This is a genomic window from Ureibacillus sp. 179-F W5.1 NHS, from assembly GCF_045369345.1.
Taxonomy (GTDB): domain Bacteria; phylum Bacillota; class Bacilli; order Bacillales_A; family Planococcaceae; genus Ureibacillus; species Ureibacillus halotolerans.
Genome location: NZ_JBIQFG010000021.1, coordinates 12663 through 32676, shown reverse-complemented (window position 1 = coordinate 32676; position 20014 = coordinate 12663). Strand labels below are relative to the sequence as shown.

18 protein-coding genes are annotated in these 20014 nt (G+C 36.5%); 1 reads left to right on the top strand and 17 read right to left on the bottom strand.

All coding sequences use genetic code 11. The features are described from left to right. Positions 1-3 precede the first annotated feature (3 nt). Positions 4-1752, top strand: a complete 1749-nt coding sequence (pabB, locus tag ACH0B5_RS10715; protein WP_122970589.1) for an aminodeoxychorismate synthase component I — start codon at positions 4-6, stop codon at positions 1750-1752. Positions 1753-1917: 165 nt separating this feature from the next. Here the strand turns inward: pabB and ACH0B5_RS10710 are convergent, their stop codons facing one another. The 17 genes from ACH0B5_RS10710 to ACH0B5_RS10630 all read right to left on the bottom strand — a co-directional run bounded on the left by ACH0B5_RS10710 (position 1918) and on the right by ACH0B5_RS10630 (position 19998). Next, positions 1918-2517: a DUF1062 domain-containing protein gene (locus ACH0B5_RS10710; RefSeq protein WP_122970588.1), complete on the bottom strand. Its 600-nt coding sequence runs from the start codon at positions 2515-2517 to the stop codon at positions 1918-1920. Positions 2518-2981: 464 nt separating this feature from the next. Continuing rightward, entirely contained in the window at positions 2982-3557 is a 576-nt protein-coding gene (locus tag ACH0B5_RS10705; RefSeq protein ID WP_122970587.1) for a TetR/AcrR family transcriptional regulator, read from the bottom strand. A gap of 45 nt (positions 3558-3602) precedes the next feature. Then, a complete protein-coding gene (locus ACH0B5_RS10700) occupies positions 3603-4778 on the bottom strand; it encodes a thiolase family protein (protein WP_122970586.1) in 1176 nt (391 codons plus the stop codon). Positions 4779-4804: 26 nt separating this feature from the next. Beyond that, positions 4805-5578, bottom strand: a complete 774-nt coding sequence (locus tag ACH0B5_RS10695; protein WP_406927804.1) for an SDR family oxidoreductase — start codon at positions 5576-5578, stop codon at positions 4805-4807. Positions 5579-5666: 88 nt separating this feature from the next. Then, entirely contained in the window at positions 5667-6065 is a 399-nt protein-coding gene (locus ACH0B5_RS10690; protein WP_341362146.1) for a MaoC/PaaZ C-terminal domain-containing protein, read from the bottom strand. Next, positions 6062-6511, bottom strand: a complete 450-nt coding sequence (locus ACH0B5_RS10685; protein WP_122970583.1) for a MaoC family dehydratase N-terminal domain-containing protein — start codon at positions 6509-6511, stop codon at positions 6062-6064. Before ACH0B5_RS10685 ends, ACH0B5_RS10690 begins: the two co-directional genes overlap by 4 nt. Positions 6512-6532: 21 nt before the next feature. After that, complete coding sequence (gene fabG, locus ACH0B5_RS10680; protein WP_122970582.1) at positions 6533-7297, bottom strand: 3-oxoacyl-ACP reductase FabG; 765 nt, start codon at positions 7295-7297, stop codon at positions 6533-6535. A 106-nt stretch (positions 7298-7403) separates the two neighbouring features. Next, positions 7404-8393: an MBL fold metallo-hydrolase gene (locus tag ACH0B5_RS10675; RefSeq protein ID WP_341362147.1), complete on the bottom strand. Its 990-nt coding sequence runs from the start codon at positions 8391-8393 to the stop codon at positions 7404-7406. 118 nt (positions 8394-8511) lie between these two features. Next, positions 8512-10134 (bottom strand): ABC transporter substrate-binding protein, encoded by a 1623-nt coding sequence (locus ACH0B5_RS10670; RefSeq protein WP_406927803.1) that lies wholly within the window; start codon positions 10132-10134, stop codon positions 8512-8514. Positions 10135-10171: 37 nt separating this feature from the next. Further along, a complete protein-coding gene (locus tag ACH0B5_RS10665) occupies positions 10172-11077 on the bottom strand; it encodes an ABC transporter permease (RefSeq protein ID WP_341362149.1) in 906 nt (301 codons plus the stop codon). Positions 11078-11120: 43 nt separating this feature from the next. After that, positions 11121-12068, bottom strand: coding sequence for a nickel ABC transporter permease (nikB, locus tag ACH0B5_RS10660; protein ID WP_122970578.1), 948 nt, complete (start codon positions 12066-12068; stop codon positions 11121-11123). Beyond that, positions 12061-14100, bottom strand: coding sequence for an ABC transporter ATP-binding protein (locus tag ACH0B5_RS10655; protein WP_341362150.1), 2040 nt, complete (start codon positions 14098-14100; stop codon positions 12061-12063). Before ACH0B5_RS10655 ends, nikB begins: the two co-directional genes overlap by 8 nt. A gap of 37 nt (positions 14101-14137) precedes the next feature. Further along, a complete protein-coding gene (locus ACH0B5_RS10650) occupies positions 14138-15691 on the bottom strand; it encodes a class I adenylate-forming enzyme family protein (RefSeq protein WP_406927802.1) in 1554 nt (517 codons plus the stop codon). A 119-nt stretch (positions 15692-15810) separates the two neighbouring features. Then, positions 15811-17001 carry an MFS transporter gene (locus ACH0B5_RS10645; protein WP_241559249.1) on the bottom strand — a complete coding sequence of 397 codons (1191 nt, stop codon included), beginning with the start codon at positions 16999-17001 and terminating at the stop codon, positions 15811-15813. 107 nt (positions 17002-17108) lie between these two features. Next, a complete protein-coding gene (locus ACH0B5_RS10640) occupies positions 17109-17510 on the bottom strand; it encodes a Zn-ribbon domain-containing OB-fold protein (protein WP_206613370.1) in 402 nt (133 codons plus the stop codon). A 1-nt stretch (position 17511) separates the two neighbouring features. Then, positions 17512-18657, bottom strand: a complete 1146-nt coding sequence (locus tag ACH0B5_RS10635) for an acetyl-CoA acetyltransferase (RefSeq protein WP_341362152.1) — start codon at positions 18655-18657, stop codon at positions 17512-17514. 174 nt (positions 18658-18831) lie between these two features. Then, positions 18832-19998: an acyl-CoA dehydrogenase family protein gene (locus ACH0B5_RS10630; protein ID WP_122970573.1), complete on the bottom strand. Its 1167-nt coding sequence runs from the start codon at positions 19996-19998 to the stop codon at positions 18832-18834. Positions 19999-20014 lie beyond the last annotated feature (16 nt).

Genomic DNA, 20014 nt, shown 5'->3' with positions numbered 1-20014 from the left:
ATCATGGAAACTAATCACAAAAGACAACCAATTTTAACTTTTGATTTTGCATCTTCCAATGGAGATGTAACTCCATTAACGTTTAAAAATCCATTAAAAGTAATTGTAGCTTATACAATTGAGGAAGTTTTACCATGCTTTCAATTAATTCAAGAAGCCATTGAAAAAGGATTATATGCAGCTGGCTACGTATCTTATGAAAGTGCACCAGCTTTTGATCAAGCGATGAAAGTCCATAACAATCCGACAATGCCTTTACTATGGTTTGGTATTTTTAAAGAACCTCTTCATGAATCTTTAGATAGCGATGGGACTTATGTACATACAAAATGGATGCCAAAAGAGACGATGAATCAATACCAGTCGTCTATTGCATCTATTCAAAATGCCATTAAAAATGGTGATACGTATCAAACAAACTATACAATTCGTCTTCAATCCCAGTTTCAAGGAGATGATATTGCCTATTTTAATCGTCTTAAAAACGCCCAATCGTCCAATTATTGTAGTTATATTTATACAGGTGATTTCAGTATTTTATCTGCCTCACCAGAACTATTTTTTCATTTAAAGGATAATCAAATTACGACAAGGCCGATGAAAGGTACGGTCGCCCGTGGTAAAACAGTGGAAGAGGATGCCGCTAATCGGCAGTGGTTGTATAACTCAGAAAAAAATCGAGCAGAAAATGTAATGATTGTGGATTTACTTCGGAACGATTTAAGTATGATAGCCGAACCGATGACAGTACAAGTTCCAAAACTTTTTCAAATTGAACAATATCCAACGGTTCATCAAATGACTTCTACTGTAACAGCAACGATAAAGCCGAATACAACCTTTTTTGAATTGTTTAAAGCTCTCTTCCCTTGCGGTTCCATAACCGGAGCGCCGAAAATAAGTACGATGGACATAATTGCTTCATTAGAATCAACGCCGAGGGACGTGTATTGTGGGGCAATTGGTTACATTACACCGGACAAAGAAGCTATCTTCAATGTTCCAATAAGGACAGTCGTTATTAACAATAAAACGGGGCAAGCCACTTATGGAGTTGGTGGTGGTATTACGTGGGACTCTAAAACAGATGAAGAGTATGAAGAAATTTTAGCAAAAGCAAGCTTTTTAGAAGTTCAAAGACCTAAATTTGAACTATTGGAAAGTATCTTGTTACAAAATGGAGAACTTGTTTTGCTTGATGAGCACTTAACTCGACTTCAACGTGCAGCGGGATATTTTGGCTATTCTTTCAATATGGAAGAAGTAAAAGACAGTGTATTCAAAGTTGCAAAGGAAAACAAAACGGGACAATACAAATTACGTCTCTTACTTGAACAAAATGGAAAAGTTTCGATTAACACTCAAACATTACAACCTGTAAAACCTCTACAAGTTGTTTCATTAGCAAAAACACCAATCGATAAGAAGAATGTTTTCTATTATTATAAAACGACCAATCGAGACCATTATGAATATTTTCAACAGCAACACCAAGATGTTTTTGATGTCCTTCTTTGGAATGAAAAGAAAGAACTAACCGAATTCACAAATGGGAATGTTGTTCTAGAAATAGACGGGGTACTTTGGACTCCCCCTATTGAATGCGGTTTATTAGCTGGTACTTTCCGGGAAAAATTATTAAATGAAGGAAAAATTCATGAAAAAGTTCTCACACTGGATCATCTTAATGCATGTTCGCAAATCTGGTTCATTAATAGTGTTCGAAATTGGATGAAAGTAGAAATAAAATAAATCTAATAAGCTTGTCACCATTTATTGAAAATACCCCCGTTCTAAATTTAGGACGGGGGTAAGCATTTTGATATTTACTTTAATATAAGCATTCAATTCAATTGGAAATTAGTTTTTTAAAATCATTCCACCTTCTTTTTACAAATAGGTATTTCCATTATGCCCTTAAAATAAAGATGGGGAAACATACTCATGCCAATTCCCTTTCACTGTTACTTGTAAATTATCTATAACTTTGTCGCTTATCGGAACATTTGGGTTTAGTAAAAACATTTTTTCCTTTGCCATTGTATTTACTTTGGACCTTGAAATATTCAATATTTCAGCTAGTAGTTTATCGATTCTGAGACCAAAATCATATTTACAGCAAATTCTTACTGTCATTTCACTAGATATTAGATTTGACTTCTCCTTTATTAACTCATATTGAATGTCTTTTTTCACAGCATCACATAGTTTTCTTAATTTGTTAATTTGAAAAGCATAATACCATATTGTCTCTTGATCATTATTCATAAATTTTTGATGGAGTATTGGATCAATTCGATTCACATGTACTCTCGATAATATAGGATAATTCCATGTACTTTCACAATGTAAACATTTATAAATAAGCCAAATATCAATCATCTTCTGATTTGCATTTACTCTAAATTTATCACTACAAAAGTATTCGGTACTCCTTTTACAGTGTCTACAATTTCGTATTACGTTAGGTTTTTCCTGAGCAATAACCTTAAAAGTAATTATATTATTAAAACTCATTACCTTCTCCTCCAATTTATCCAGAGGAACACCAAATAATAGCTGAATGGAGAATGATTTCCCATCAAAAAAGCGGAATACCTTATAGGTATCCCGCTTGGAATGAGCTCAACAGTTTATCCTGCGTTCCCTGTAATGGCTAAAAATAGGCACACTCCTCCCGTCGTTGAACAATCATGTTCAAAAAGAAGTGAACTATTTAATTACTTAACCATTACATGTATGTTGGCAAATCTAATTCCACCTTCCATATTTCTCCTATTCGGAATTATACAATAATTTAATTTGTTGTCAATATCGATTTCCTATGTCTAGGGATATTCTAGAAATACCTGTAGGAAAAACACTCTATATGTAAATGTCTTACCTACAAGTACTATTTTATATCGTTAGATTTATCATTTTCTTCTTGTAAGCGTATACATAAAAATATGCACGCCAACATTCTTTTTATCATCTATCTTTTATATTTCTGATTTATTTTTCAAACCGTTAATAATAATATCCATATATATATCAACAAGCTCTTCCTCTGAAACCTCTCCATCAGGGTTATACCAATTATACGAGCGATTCACCATGCCAAGAATTCCAAAAATGACAATATCACTCCTTAAATCTTTTCGAAATTCCCCTTTATCGATTCCATCTTCCAAAACCTTTTGAAAGTTTAACCGAAATTCACGCTTAATGGAATTGACATTTTGGATATGTTCCTCTTCAAGATGACGTATCTCCCTCGTAAATACTCTTGCACTTTTACCATGGGTTCGAATCTTACGAATAATTAATAAAATTAATTTTCTAATTTTATCTTTTGAAGTTAAATTTTGATCGTGTAAAATGACTTCTTGTTCTTGTAAAAGTTCTTGGATATAGCTTAAATGAATATCCCTTAACAGCTCTTGTTTGCTATTAAAATAGTAATAAAATGTTCCCTTAGTAGCACCTATGCTATTGACGATATCCTGAATTGAAGTTTTACTATATCCTTTTTTATCAAACAAATCGATACTTTCTTTTATGATTGTTCTTCTCAAAGTTATTTCCCTTCAATCAGTGATAGTTTCAAAACATCATAACAATTAATATACTTCTCTTTCAATGACCATGGAAATGCCTTGACCACCACCGATACATGCTGTAATAAGGGCTTTGTTTTTGTTTGTTCTTTTTAATTCATATACTGCTTTTGTAATTAAAATGGCTCCTGTAGCTCCTAGTGGATGTCCGTGGGCAATGGCACCACCATTAACATTTAATTTTTCTGGATCGATGTCTAATTCTCTGTTACACGCAATTACTTGGGCAGCAAACGCTTCGTTTAATTCAACAAGATCCATATCGTTTAAAGAAAGTCCTAATTTCTCCATTAACTTTTTCGTTGCAGGTACAGGGCCAATTCCCATAATATTAGGATCAACTCCAGCCACTACGGAACCTTTTATCGTTGCTAACGGTTGGAGGCCTAATTCTTCAGCCTTTTCTCTAGACATAACGACTAGTGCTGATGCTGCATCATTTAAACCTGAACTACTTCCAGCGGTTACAGTACCATCTTTTACGAAGGCAGGATATAATTTAGCCAGTGCTGAAAGAGTTGTACTAGGACGTGGATGTTCGTCTTTATCAAAAACAATTGGTTCTCCTTTTCGAACAGGAATTTTTATCGGAACAATTTGCTCATCGAATCGTCCTTCTTCCATTGCAATGGCCATCTTTTGTTGACTTTTATAGGAAAACTCATCTTGTTCTTCCCTCGAGATATTATATTTTTTTGCTAAATTCTCAGCAGTAATCCCCATAGGTGGATTGCCGATTTCTTCAGGTGCAAGTAAAGTAGTGCGATATTTCGGTGGGATGGAACTATACGCTTTTTCAGGTCGTTCATATTGATAAGGTGCCCGACTCATACTTTCGATACCGCCAGCCACATATATATCACCGGCACCTGACTGAATTGCTTGTGCTGCTAATGCAACGGCGTTTATGCCAGAACCACATTGGCGATCGACGGTTAACCCAGGTATTTGTATTGAAAGCCCTGTTTGTAATGCAGATAATCTGGCTATATTTCCCCCACCACTTAAAACATTACCGATAATTACATCATCGATCAGTTCAGCTGAAATATTTACTCGGTTTATCGCTTCTTTTATTACTTCAGCGCCATAAAGATGGGCTGGAATACTTGCTAATGCTCCACCTTGTTTACCAATTGCTGTTCTAACTGCAGATACAATAACTGCATCTCTTTTCATTTAAACATGCCCCCATGCGTGATTTTTTACATTGCATTTGTACCACCATCAACTACAATCGTTTCGCCTGTTATAAAATCTGAAGCTTTCGATGCTAAAAATAAAGCAACTCCCTTTAAATCCGTATCCGAACCAAATTTGCGTAATGGATTTTTGCTTTGCACCGAATCACCGCCACGATCCAACAATGCTTTCGTCATTTTCGTTGGGAAGAAACCAGGTGCAATAGCGTTCACATAAATTCCCCTCGGTCCCCATTTCACAGCTAAATCCTTTGTAAAAGTAATGACTGCCCCTTTACTCGTGTTATACCCTATAGCATCCATTATTTCAGGGTTGGAACCTTTAAGACCTGCAACAGATGAAATATTAATAATTTTTCCATAACCTTGTTTCAACATTACTTTTCCAACAGCTTGAGACATTAAAAAAGTTCCGGTAACATTTACATTCATCACTTTATAAAATGCTTCTAGAGGCATCTCTTCCATTGGAGCTCCCCAAGTTGCACCACTATTATTAACAAGAATATCAATCGAAGGAAATTCTTCTAACGTTCGTTCAACTAAATTTTCAATTTCGTCTTTGTTCGTTAAATCACATTTTAAGGCAAGAGTTTTTACTCCATATTCCTTTAATCTTTCAGCTACTTCCTCACAATTGTTCAACTTTCTCGAACAAATGACAACATTGGCTCCAGCTTCGGCAAACCCTTGGGCAATTTGCTCTCCCAGCCCTCGTCCTCCTCCGGTTACAATGGCCGTTTTTCCGGAAATATCAAATAGCTCTTTCACGTGCATTCCGATATCCCTCCCATTTTCCAATCTTTTTAAGTAAGAAGGATTTGCCTCTCATTCTTTATTAAAATTCGAGACAAATCCTTTCACTTTAATATAGGGCAAATTTTACTTTTCCCTTGACAACCTCTTTATCGTGTTGATTCGTGACATTCACTTTAAAATGTAATGCTTCATCTGTTTGTTCGACTAATTGGGCATTTAATGTTAATACATCGTTTAAAAATACCATACCTGCAAATCGGATTGAATAATCTTGAATGTAGCCTTCTTCATAATAAGGGGTAAATAATTTTGATAGATTCCCCATCGTCCACATTCCGTGAGCAATAATGCCTGGTAGACCCGCCTTTTTTGCTTCCTCATCTATCGTATGAATAGGATTAAAATCACCAGATGCTCCGGAATATTTAATTAAATCCATTCTAGTTACAGGTTCAAGGGTCATTTTAATTGTTTCCCCTTGAACTAATTCTTTGAGATGCGTCATACGTTCATCGACCTCCTTACTGTCTCAGTAATAATAATGATCGATTCTTCTGTAAAAATGATATTGCCTTCAGTGTCTTCACCATATCGTTTCATTTTTAAGAAGCCCATTTTCCCAGTACTTCCTTCTTTTTCAAAGTAATCTTCTATTTTGGAATAGCAATACACTTCTTCTCCTACGAAGAGTGGTCGATTATAATGGTAAATTTGTTCACCGTGAATCAATCCTTTATTAGGTAAATTTAATCCATCGACTTCCCCTGATCGAAAAACACGAGGAAACGTAACCGGTGCAATATTTTTCCCATATCTAGAATTTTTTCCGGTTTCTTCATCTATATAAATTGGATGCAAATCTCCAATTGAATCTGCAAAACGCCTTACTAGTTCTTTTTCAACCACATTTTTCACTTTTTCCGACGTAACACCTATGAATTCTGTAATCATCTCTATTATCTCCCTCCTTTATTAGTTAGTAGGTCCACCTGCAACATATAAAACTTGACCGTTTACGAAAGAAGATTTTTCATCTGCAAAAAAAGCAACGGCATTGGCAATATCAGAAGGTTGACCAGATCTTCGTACCGGAATACGACTAGCTGCACCTTTGACGAATTCATCGAACGGAATACCAACCCTTTCTGCTGTTGCCTTCGTCATATCCGTTTCAATAAAACCAGGTGCTACTGCATTTGTTGTAATGCCAAATTTACCAATTTCTTTGGCTAGGGTTTTTGTAAATCCTTGAATTCCCGCCTTTACAGTTGCGTAATTAGCCTGACCAGGATTTCCAAGGGCTGAAGTAGAAGAAATGTTTATAATTCTTCCATAGTTTTGTTTCACCATATATTTTTGGGCTGCACGGGATGCATTAAATGTTCCTTTTAAATGAACATCAATAACTTGATTCCAATCACTATCCGTCATTTTAAATAGCAAATTGTCGCGAATTATTCCCGCATTATTCACTAAAATATCTAAGGAACCAAATTGAGAAACGACTTGTTCCATTGCCGCTTCAACTTCTTCCGCATTGACGACATTTGCTTGCATAGTTAAAATTGTATAGCCCTTTTCTTTGAATTCAGCTTCTACTTCGTTCAATGCTTCTTCATTAATATCAATAATTGCAATTTTTGCCCCTTCCTCCGCAAATGTTTCAGCAATTCCTTTTCCAATGCCTCGGCTTCCACCAGTAATAAATGCAACTCTATTATCGAATCTTCCAGTCAAATGAAATCCCTCCAAATAAATTAGTAGTTAAAAATAACTTAATATAATATTTCTATTAATTGATTTATAGAAATATTCAATGATAGATGTCATTCGTTTTCACTTTTTAAACAATCTTATTTGAAGTAGTTTTATAATTAACTAATCGATATTGATAAACACCATTTGCTTTCTCTGCGACTACAACATTTCGTTTTTGTAATAGATCGAGTACCGCGACAATTTCAAACACAAAGGTAATAACCGCATTCTCATAGCGACCACGATACATCTCTTGAATAATTTCAAACCCGCTAGCAACACCATTTGCTTTCTCTAATGTACGAATTACCCGTTGTGCTCGATTTTCTATATTTCCTAATTGACTATCAATTGCTTCGTTTAAATTTTCAATATTAGGACCATGACCTGAGAAGGTCAATTGAACGTTTAACTTTCGACATTTCTCTAAGTTATCTAAGTATTGTAGTAATGGCTTCGACCGTTCTTTTCCCCTTTTCGGCGCATCTAAAAAAATGCCTGCATGAATACCTTGAATGATATTATCTCCACATATAAACAATTGTTCCTTTTCGTTATAAAGGGAAATGTGATCTTGGGAATGACCTAACGTTTCAATTACTTGCCAATTAGGTAAGCCTGGGACAAAATCTCCATCTGATAACGTCCTATTGACATTTAAATAATCATATCGATCACGATCTCCTTTTCGATATGCCCATTTATAAGCCATTTCTTTTGTCAATCCGAACTCAAGAAATAACTTCTCAAAAAACTGGGAACTCCATTCTAAATAGTCTTCGTCCTTTAAAATCATTTCCGTATCTTGATGAGCAAAAACTTGTATCGATGGGTTTTCCTCAAGAATCCAATCAATCATAGCTGTATGATCATTATGATGATGCGTTAAAACGATTTGCTCAATATCATTTAAATTCAATCCTAGCTTCAGCAAACCGTTATTCAACTCTTTCCATGCCAGTTCACGATTTAGTCCTGTATCTATAAGGGTCAATTTTTCACCAAATAGAACATAAACATTCACTGGACCTATAGGAAAGTTCGTTGATAGTTCTATCTTTTCGATTTTTTGCAAAGTACTCAATCCTTTTATTAGAATCTGTTCTCACATACCTTTCATGAAACGCTTTATTCGTAAAAGGAAAATTAATAGAATTTATATACTAATAATTTTCCTTTCTTGTAGCATCAAATTATTTATCTAACCAAACGTCTTTTAAATATCCATATCCATAGGAAGCATGTGGATAAGAATCTCTTATATACGGTTGTCGCGGTGTTTTCGTGTAATAAGTCGAAATAGCGATAGGGTTCACTAAATTTTCTAAAACATATCGTTGAATGTCGTGTACATATTCCCTTCTTTGATCTACATCAAGAATAAGTCTTTGTTCATCGAGCATTTTATCTAGTTCCGGGTCACTAATGTTATACCAATTTCGCGCTCCATTAGTGTGTAACTGTGTTCTTAACCATTCATCTGGTTCTTGGAAGTAAGTTTGATATCCAACCCCCATATCATAATCAACATTCGGCCATCTTTCAGAGAAGTAAGTAGCATATTCAACCACTTCAATTTCTGCATTAATGCCAATATTTCTTAAATCTTCTGAAATCCATTGGGCAACACGGACTAATTGTTCACCGTAACCATTAGTTACCATTAACGTCGTATCAAAGCCATCAGGATAACCTGCTTCTTCTAATAGTTTTTTTGCTTCTTCCGGATTGTAAGGTTGTAGTTTTTCCCTTTCTTCTAATGGTAAAGACCAATCACCTAAAGAAGGATTAACAGGTCCGCTCGTTTCTCCCCCACCATAAATTGCCTTTACCATCGATTGACGGTCAATGGCCATACTAATTGCTTTACGGACTTTTAAATCATTAAATGGTTCCTTTTCCATATTTAAATACAGTTGTTCCTGTGTAGCGAATAAGGCTTCAAAGACCGTTATATCTGGATTTGTTTTAATCAGTTGATCCAGCTCTTCGGGTGATAAACTTCCGATTGTATCTGCCTGGCCAGTTCTAAATGCAGCAATACGAGAACCTTGATCAGGTACTACTTTAAAAATCACTTCATCTAAATATGGTTTTCCTTCTTCATAATAAGTTGGATTTTTTTTGAAAGTCGCTTGCACATTATCTTCCCATTTTTCCAATACAAAAGGCCCCGTACCAATTGCATCTGTTGCTAAGTCATATTTGCCCTCCACCCCTTCTTTCGGTAATATCCACATGAAGTGGTTAGCCATGAAATTGAGAAAAGGGGCAAAAGGTTGTTTTAATGTAAATACAACGGTTTGAGGATCTTTTGCCGTAATACTTTCAACTTCCGATAAAAGGGAAGCTTGATGTCCTGGTAAGTTGATAATTGTTTCCATAGTGGCGATGACATCATCAGCTGTGACCTGTCTACCGTTGACCGGTTCTTTATCATGCCAATAGGCTTCTCTTAAATAAAAGGTATAAACTTTTCCATCTTCGGAAACTTCCCATCGCTCGGCTAAATCCGGTACAACATTATAATCGGTATAGTCAACGTTAGGACCTGTTTCATAGGAAACTAATTTGTTGTAAACTAATCCAGCCAATTGATGGGTATAAATCGATGACTGACGATGGGGATCTAGCATGTCAGGATCCGCGGGTGAAAGGATCGTATAAGTTCCTCCACTTTTTGGTTCCGAAGAGCCTTCCGTTGTATTTTTTTGTCCCGACTCATTATTTTTTGTTTCCGAAGAACACGCACCAATAACTAGTACTACTATTCCTAAAATCAATATGTGACATATTGATTTCCACTTTTTATCCATAACCGTTTCCTCCTATGAAAATATATTCTTCCAATAGTTAAGACATTTTTGGATCGAGGAAATCACGGAGAGCATCCCCAAATAAGTTAAATGATAAAACTAAAATACTTAAAGCTAAACCTGGGAAAAGAACAAGCCATGGTGCGCTTTCCATATATCTGCTTGCATCACTTAACATTAATCCCCAAGATGGATTAGGAGGAGGCGTTCCAATTCCTAAAAAGCTTAAGGAAGCTTCAGCGATAATTGTCTGACCGAATGCCAAACTTGCCATTACAATTATCGGAGCCATCATATTAGGTAATCCGTGCTTCAGTATAATTCGAAATGAGCTAGCTCCTACTGAGCGAGATGCTTCCACATAATTTGATTCACGAATTCTCATCATCTCTCCTCGAACAATTCGGGCAAAACGAGGCACTTCAATAATGACAAGGGATATTATGACATTTTGAATAGCAGGTCCTAATAATGCAGCGATAAACAAAGCTAAAATTAAAGCAGGAATGGACATAATGGCATCCATTATCCGTTGAATAATCATATCGACAATTCCACCAAAATAACCCGATATCATTCCAATTAATGTGCCTAAAATAATGGATATAATAACGGTTGAAAATCCAACGATTAACGAGATCCGTGAGCCATATACGAGTCTACTTAAAACATCACGACCTAAATCATCTGTTCCCATCACATGCTCTGAATCGGGGGCGGCTAAAAAAGCGGCCCGATCTTGGGCAATTGGATCAAAGGGAGCAATTATTGGAGCAATAAGAGCAATTATGATGACGAGTAGTATGAATAAAAGGGAGATAAATCCAATTTTTTGTGTAAAAATAAAGCGTTTGCAGTCCTCTTTAAATTTTTTAATACTCAAACTTCTACCCGCTTTTAACTTGCCTTTAAGCAACTCAGAGTCTAATTGAACTTGGGACATGCGAATCACTTCCTTTTCCTAAAGACAATAATAATTTCCATTGTTATTTCGTTCTAATACGTGGATCTACCCAACCATACATAACATCCACAATTAAGTTGACTAGTAAAAACATCGCACCAAAGACCAATACGGCTGACTGTACAATCGGATAATCCCTTGCTAGCACGGATTCAAAAATCAAACTACCTAATCCAGGAAGTGCAAAAATTGATTCAAGTACAACCGTCCCTCCAAGTAAGTAACCGACTTGTAAACCAATTAATGTAATGACAGAAACTAAAGAATTTCTAAGGGCATGTTTAAAAATAACGATTCTTTCTTTAGCACCTTTTGCTCGAACTGTACGTATGAACTCAGAATGTAGCACTTCTAAAACGGCAGACCTTGTCATTCGAACGATACTAGCGCTTAAAGTAATGGCTAAACATATAGCCGGCAAAATCATTTGCTGAAAGTTAACTAATGGATTTTCTGCAAATGATTGAAACCCTAAAGGTGGTATCCAATTTAAAGCTAAAGAAAGGACAGTAAGTAGAACGAGTCCTAACCAAAAGTTTGGAATAGATAAACCACTTACTGAAAAGATTTTTAAAAAATGATCCATCCATGTATTTTGTTTTACCGCTGAAATGACACCAATTGGAATCCCAATTAAGATGGCAAGGATAATGGACATAATCGCCAATTGAATCGTAACTGGTAAACGATCTACTATAATTTGAGAAACTTCCTGACCGGACCATAAGGAATTTCCTAAATCTCCTTGCACAGCATTTGTAACCCAATCGGTAAGCTGCCCTAGTATACTTTTATCTAACCCCATCTCCGCTTTCATCGCTTCCATTTGTTCAGGGGTTGCACCAGAATTCGCTAACTGAAGTGTAACGACATCACCTGGAACAGCTCTCATTACGATAAAGATGAACGCCGTCATAATAAATAGAACGAATATTCCGAAAACGAGCCTCCTAATGATATACTCAACCATTTTCTAGCTCCTTTCCGTAAAGATGACATGAAACGGTATGTCCTTTTACTATTGTTTTCAATTCTGGCTTCTTCTGTTTGCAAATTTCCATTGCAGCGGGACATCTCGTATGGAATTTACAACCAGTTGGTGGATTGGATGGGCTCGGTACTTCACCACTTAATATCATTCGTTCAGGTTCGATGTTTGGATTTGGAATTGGTACTGCTGAAATAAGTGCTTTTGCATACGGATGCAATGGTTCTTTAAATAGTGTACCCGAATCCGTTACTTCAACGATTTCACCTAAATACATAACAGCTATCCGATCCGATATATATTTCACCACATTTAAATCGTGGGAGATAAATAAGTAGGATAATCCGAGTTTCAGCTGTAAATCTTTCAATAAATTTAAAATTTGAGCTTGAACGGATACATCTAGTGCTGAAACAGCTTCATCACATATTAATAACTCTGGTTCTGTCGCTAAAGCGCGAGCAATTCCAATTCTTTGTCGTTGTCCTCCCGAAAATTGATGGGGAAATTTATGCATATCTTCCCTTGATAGCCCAACAATTTCTAGTAACTCCGCTACCCGTTCCTGTTTTTTATGTCCTTTTGCTATGTTATGAACTTCCAAAGGCTCTCCTATAATATCTAATATTGTCATCCTCGGATTTAACGAACTATAAGGGTCTTGAAAGACAAATTGGATTCTTTTTCTTAATCCTTTCCGTTCCTTACGATGAGCCGTTGCTAACTTTTTCTGATCAAATGTTACTTCACCTTCTGTTGAATCGATTAACCCTGTAATTAAACGACCAACTGTAGATTTTCCACATCCTGACTCTCCAACAAGTCCAAGAACTTCTCCTTTGAAGATTTCGATTGAAACACCATCGACCGCTTTCACGTGACCGACCGTTCTAGATAAAATCCCTTTTGTTATAGGAAAATGTTTTTTTAAATTGTTTACTTGCAATAAAATTTGTTTATTATTCAAATGTTCATTTTCTTCAAAAATAGCTTCGTTCTCTTCGACTGTTGGAAACTCCCACTTACCTTCTGATGTTGGATCTGCCTTCCAACATTTACTCACCCGATCTTCCTTCATTTCAAAAAGAGGTGGTTCTTCACTTTTACACTTATCCGTTGCTAAAGGACAACGGGGATGGAATCGACATCCAGATGGAATATCTCTTAAACTCGGAACATTTCCTTTTATCGTTTGTAATCGGCGGTTTCGGTCTGTATCGATTTTCGGAATACTTTGTAACAAAGCTTGAGTATAAGGGTGTTCGGGATGATTAAATAAATCCTTCACTTTCGATTGTTCCACTACTTGACCTGCATAAACGACGACAACTTTGTCTGCCATTTCCGCTACTACACCTAAATCATGGGTTACAAGAATAATTGCTGTTCCAAATTGGGATTGTAAATCTTTTAATAATTGCATGATTTGAGCTTGCACCGTAACATCCAATGCTGTTGTCGGTTCGTCTGCGATGATTAAGTTTGGACGGCAAGCAAGGGCAATGGCAATCATGACTCGCTGTCTTTGTCCCCCCGATAATTGATGGGGATACGCATCAATTCGGCTTTCAGGATCAGGAAGTCCAACTAGTTTTAATAGTTCGAGGGCGCGATCTTTATATTCTTTTTTACTTAAGTCTTCATGAATTTTTATTGTTTCGATTATTTGATCGCCAATCGTATATACCGGATCTAAGCACGTCATTGGATCTTGAAAAATCATGGCGATTTCATTTCCTCTAATCTTTCGGATTTCATCGTTGCTTAAATCTTTTAAATTTAAATCGTTAAATAATATCTTTCCAGAAGTAACTTCGCCGTTACTATCTAACAATCTTAAAATGGATAAGGCGGAAACGCTTTTTCCCGAACCTGATTCTCCAACGATAGCAACGGTTTCCCCTTTAGAAATACTAAAGGAAACTCCATCTACGGCTTCCAAATTTCCTGCGCGTGTTTTAAAGACCGTTTTCATTTCTTCCACTTTTAATAAAGATGGAGAGTTATTGACCAATGGCATTCTTCCTCCTTTCATTAATATTAAAAAATAACTATTGTTCTATATTAAAATCAGCAAATTGTTCTCGTAACTTTGTTTTTAATATTTTTCCGACTCCATTACGTGGGAGTTCATCAATAAAAACTACATGACGAGGAGTTTTATATTTTGCTAAATTTTTTTGACAGTAATCAATTAACTCCGATTCTCCAACCGATACCCCTTCTTTTTTTACGATACAAGCAAGAATTTCTTCACCCATTCTTTCAGAAGGGATACCGATAACGGCTGCTTCTAAAACGGCTTCATGTTTGACAAGTAGTTCCTCTAAATCCCGTGGGTAAATATTGAAGCCTCCACGAATAATTAAATCTTTTTTACGGTCGACGATATACAAATAGCCTTCTTCATCCACTTTTGCCATATCTCCAGTATGAAGCCAACCATTTTGCAATGCTTTTTTAGTAGCTTCTTCATTTCGGAAATAACCCGGTGTTACATTGTCCCCCTGTACTAACAATTCCCCAACTTCCCCAGCAGGTAATTCTTTTCCATCTTCATCGACAATTTTTATTTTGACACCCGGCATCGGAATTCCAACTGACCCTTCTTTAATCGGCATATCATTTCGTTGTGATGCTACACCAGGTGAAGCTTCTGATAACCCGTAGGCATCTCGTACTTCAGCTCCAAATTTCTCTTTAAATTTATGGCGTAAGCTAACGGCAAGAGCTGCGGACCCTGAACCAACTGTCTCCAAACTTGATAAATCATATTGATCTGCATTTGGATGATATACCATTGCGTGCACCATTGCTGGAACTGCTGCAAAGGATTTTACTTTATATTTTTCAATTACTTTAAATACTTCTTCCGCATCGAATTTCGAGAAAATGACAACTGAACTGCCGAGTAATAACATACTATTCATAATGCCAAATCCATAAATATGGGCTAACGGAAGTACACCAATTGTCGTGCCCCTTGTCTCATCATCTCTAAGAGATACGCCAGACATTGAATTTGCATATAAATTTTTATGGGTTAACATAACTCCTTTTGGCACACCTGTAGTACCTGAAGTATATAAAATGACGGCAATGTCCGTTTCTTCCATATCTAAAGGGTGTTTTTCAATGGCTGCTGTAATATTTGCCAGCGCTTTTTCCCATTCAATAATTTCAATATCAACTTGTTCTAATTCACTAGTGTTTGGCTGATCAATACAAATAATTTTTGGTTTATTAGCTAAATCAGTTGATGCATTGATAATTTTCGGTAAAAGGGTAGATGAAGTAATAACAGCCTTTGCTTCTGAATTTTTTAAAATAAAATTGATTTCATTTTCATGTAATAAATACATGACTGGTACGATAATTGCACCTGCTCCTAGTACACCTTGATAAGAAAAAATGACTTCTGGGCAATTTGGAATACAGATGAGAACACGATCACCTTTTTCAATACCAAGAGAACGAATTAAACTAGAAACTTTTGATGAAATCATTTCTGTATCAATATTTGTATAAATTTTGTCATGATGGTATAGAAGATCATACTCACCAAACTTATTAATATTTTCTTTCAACAATTCAGTTAGTAGCATGTTATCCTCCTAATGATGATTTACTTTTTTCATAGTTAAACATAACTAGAAAACGTTTTCATTTTTATTTAACGAAACAACATAACAATTGATGAATGGGGCCATAAATTCCCTGATTGTTATGCTTTTTTTGTTTGAAGATATTGTTGATGAGCACTGATGTATGTTATCCCTAAAAGTAAGGCAGTAATAATCGCCGAAGTAACAAAAGGACCCGATATAAAGAAAGTAAATATCCATCCACCCCAAAGTGGACCAAGTATTCTTCCTAAACTATCCATTGAATGCTGTAACCCCATGGTGATCCCTTGCCCCATTTCATTTTGTTTGGATAACATAGCTGTCGTAGTTGGGCGAACTAACGCCTGCCCTAAACCGGTTAACGTACAACCGAATATAACAGTCCAAACGTATGGTGAAAAACTGATAATACTGTAACCAACAACAACAATGACGAGGCCAATTTTACAAATTTTCTCTTCATCCAAGTACTCGTAAATTTTATTTAGGAAAAAAAATTGTACGATTACGGACATACCTGCTTGAGCACTAAAAGCTAAACTGACAAATAGTGAGGTAGCATCAAACTTCGCAATCATAAAATAGCCCAGCAGTCCGAAAAAACTCGATGCCGCAATGGATAATCCAAGAATAATCGTATAATGATTCCAATAACCTGTTTTAGTTATCATTCCTATTGATTTCCACAGGGACAGCGATTCTCTTTCCTCTTTCAATTTGTCCTCTTCTTCGTTTACAACACCAGATTCTTTAATAAACCACCATGCAAAAGGTAGAGTAATAAGTGCCAATGAGCCTGCAATGATAAATGGTACCATTACTCCTAAAGGGGAAAATACGCCTCCAATAGCAGGACCACAAAGAAATCCAAGACCGTTTACGGCCCCCATTTTAGCGATTGCTTTACTTCGATACATTTTGTCTGTTTGATCAGCCACCATGGAATAGGCTGCAGGTTGGGCACCCGATGACAATGCGGCTCCAATCAATCTTACGAATACTAATTGCCAATAATTTTGAGCAAAGATTAATAGTAAAAAAGCAATTCCAAATCCAAATACACCGAATATTAATACAGGTTTTCTCCCTATTTTATCCGCTAAACGCCCCCATAAAGGAGCAGTAATCAATTGGGAAATGGCCCAAATAATAATTAAGGATGACATTTGAACGGATGAGAGATGTAGATCATCTGCTAAAAATGGTAATGTAGGAAGTACTATTCCATAACCTGTCATCGTCAAAAACATAATGAATCCTAGTAAAAAGAACGCCTTCCTATCCATCATAATTTTCATCTTCTTTCTAATTAATAAAAAGGAAACGGAAGGAGGGATTCTTCCGTTTAAACTCTCATAACATTTGATTTAAACCTATATTGTTTTGGCTGGATTCATTATGCAATTAGTTGAAAATAAGGTAGAACGAAGTCTTCTTCTACTTCTTTATATACGACCGACACCCTTTTACCTATTGAAATTTCGTCTTTGTCCCCTATGATTCTTGTCATCATTCGAACCCCTTCATCCAGTTCAACAATCCCTACTACATAAGGGGGTTCGCCTTTGAACGGTCCGTATCCTTGATGGACAATAGTAAAACTGTATATGCTTCCAGTTCCATTTGCTTGAAACCAAGATAGCTGACCTGAAAAACAATGTGGGCAAATGGAACGTGGATAGAAAATAGACTGTTGACAGTCTTCACATTGTTGTATCAATAGCTTGTGATCTATTAATCCGTCCCAATAAGGTTTAGATTCTTCGTCGATCCCGGATTTTATTAAATCTTTTATCAATTTAATCCCTCCCTAAAATGACTGTAGAAGTAGATGAAAGCACTCCTCCTGTTCCATGAACTAATGCAAGATTTGCATCACTTACTTGACGAACATCACATTCTCCTCGGAGTTGTCTAACAGCCTCAATTAATAAAAAGATTCCATACATCCCCGGATGACAATAGGACAAACCGCCACCATTTGTATTCATCGGAAAATCTCCCCCCGGAGCAGTCCGTTGTCCACTTACGAAGGCACCACCTTCTCCTGGTTGACAAAATCCTAAAGCTTCTAAAGTTAATAAAACTGTAATCGTGAACGAATCGTAAATTTCAGCAACATCAATTTCGTGGTGGGAAATGCCCGCCATTTCAAAAGCCGCTTTACCAGATTCACGAGCACTAGTCATCGTTAAATCGGGCATGTTTGTAATGGTATTATGGGAGTGGGACTCCCCATGACCTAATATCCAAACAGGCTTCTTCTTTAACTTTGAAGCTACTTTGTTAGAAGCAACGATGACGGCACCTCCACCGTCAGAAACTAAACAACAATCCAATAAATGAAGGGGTTCTGCAATAAAACGGGAATTAAGAACATCTGCTATTTCAATTGGCTCTCTCATGTAAGCCTTTTCATTTAATGTGGCCCATTTTCTAGTTGCAACAGCAATTTCTGCAAGCTGTTCAGATGTTGTTCCATATTGATGCATATGTCTTGTGGCCGCTAATGCATATGCCCCTACTGGAGTAGGAAGACCAAATGGAATTTCATATTGGGCAGTCAATGGAGATTGAAAACTTGAGTTTGTTGGTTTTGTTCGATTGGTGCTACCGTACGTGATAAGGGCAACATCGAATAAACCTGCTTTAATCCCAGCTGCCGCATGCCCAACATGGGCTTCAAAAGAAGAACCACCTATATTAGTTGAATCGGTATACTTTGGTTGAATACCCAAATATTCTGCTAACATTAAATTAGGAGCCCATGCCCAATTGCCCGCAGTAAAAATTGCATCCACATCATGCTTTGTTAATCCAGCATCTTCTAACGCTAACTTGGCAGCTTGTGCTTGTAATTGCAATACATTTTTACCTGGCGTCTTTCCAAGATCGGATTCAGCAACCCCAACGATTGCCGCAACTCTTTCTGATTTCAAAGACATTTCCCCCTTTCGATAGGGTTGTAATGAGCCTAATATTCTAGCAATTTAAAAGTCTATTAACTAACCGGCCAGTATTTTATGGTGAAATAAGAACTGACTGATTAGTATGATGGGGCTTTTAAAAAACTGACTGGATAGTATGTTTTACTGATAATCATTTGAAAAACGCTACAATTATAGTAATTCCCCAACTTTTACATGACCTTTTAATAAGTTGCGTGCAATTGTACGGCGTTGAATTTCATCTGTACCTTCGAAGATGCGATGAAGTCTTAGCTCACGGTACCAACGTTCAATAGGTAATTCCTTCGTATAACCCATACCACCATGAATTTGTAATACTCGATCTACAACTTGGTTCGCCATAACCGCTCCATTTAATTTTGCCATGGAAGATTGATGACGAGCATCCATTCCATTTTCAGCCATCCAAGCAGCTCTAAATACAATCCATTTCGCCGCTTCAATTTCAACAGCTGAATCTGCAATCATCCATTGAATTGCTTGTCGTTCAGCAATTGGTTTACCGAATGTAACACGCGTTTTTGAATAATCAATGGCCATTTGAAGTAATCGTTCAGCTGCACCGATTGCTCCTGCAGGAATCATATAACGTCCTTGACCAATCCATTGCATACCAAGGTTGAATCCTTGACCTAATTCGCCTAAAATGTTTTCTTCTGGAACTCTAACATTATCAAATATTAGGGTTGCTGGACCCCATTCACCCATTGTATGAATTGGCTCAGACTCCCAACCCATTTCTCTGTCCACAAGGAAACAAGTTACGCCTCCATTGGCTCCTTTTTCCTTATCTGTTACAGCAAATACCATTGCAAAGTCTGCTTCGTTCCCATTTGTAATAAATACTTTTTCACCATTTAAAACCCAGTGGTCGCCGTCCTTTACAGCTTGCATCTGAATACTTCTCGCATCTGATCCTGCTCCTGGCTCAGTTAATGCAAAACATGAACGTCTCTCACCATTAATGGTTGGTATTAAATATTTTTGTTTCTGTTCTTCATTACATAAATATAAAATGTTGTCTGCTGAACCCCCGAAATTAAATGGTACAAAAGTTCTTCCTAGTTCCATCGCAATTAACACAGACATAATTGGTCCTAAATTCGCCCCACCATATTCTTCAGGTGTATTAATGCCCCAGAAACCAATCTCTTTAGCTTTTTCACGTAATTCTTGTACTTTCTCCCGTGAAATTCCTGGTTTGCCTTCCCTTTCGTTTTTTAAAACTTCTTGTTCTAACGGTTTTAATTCCTTGTTTACAAAATCTCTCACTGTTTTTTGAATCATTTTTTGTTCATCTGTTAAAGTAAAATCCATCCATGACAACTCCTTA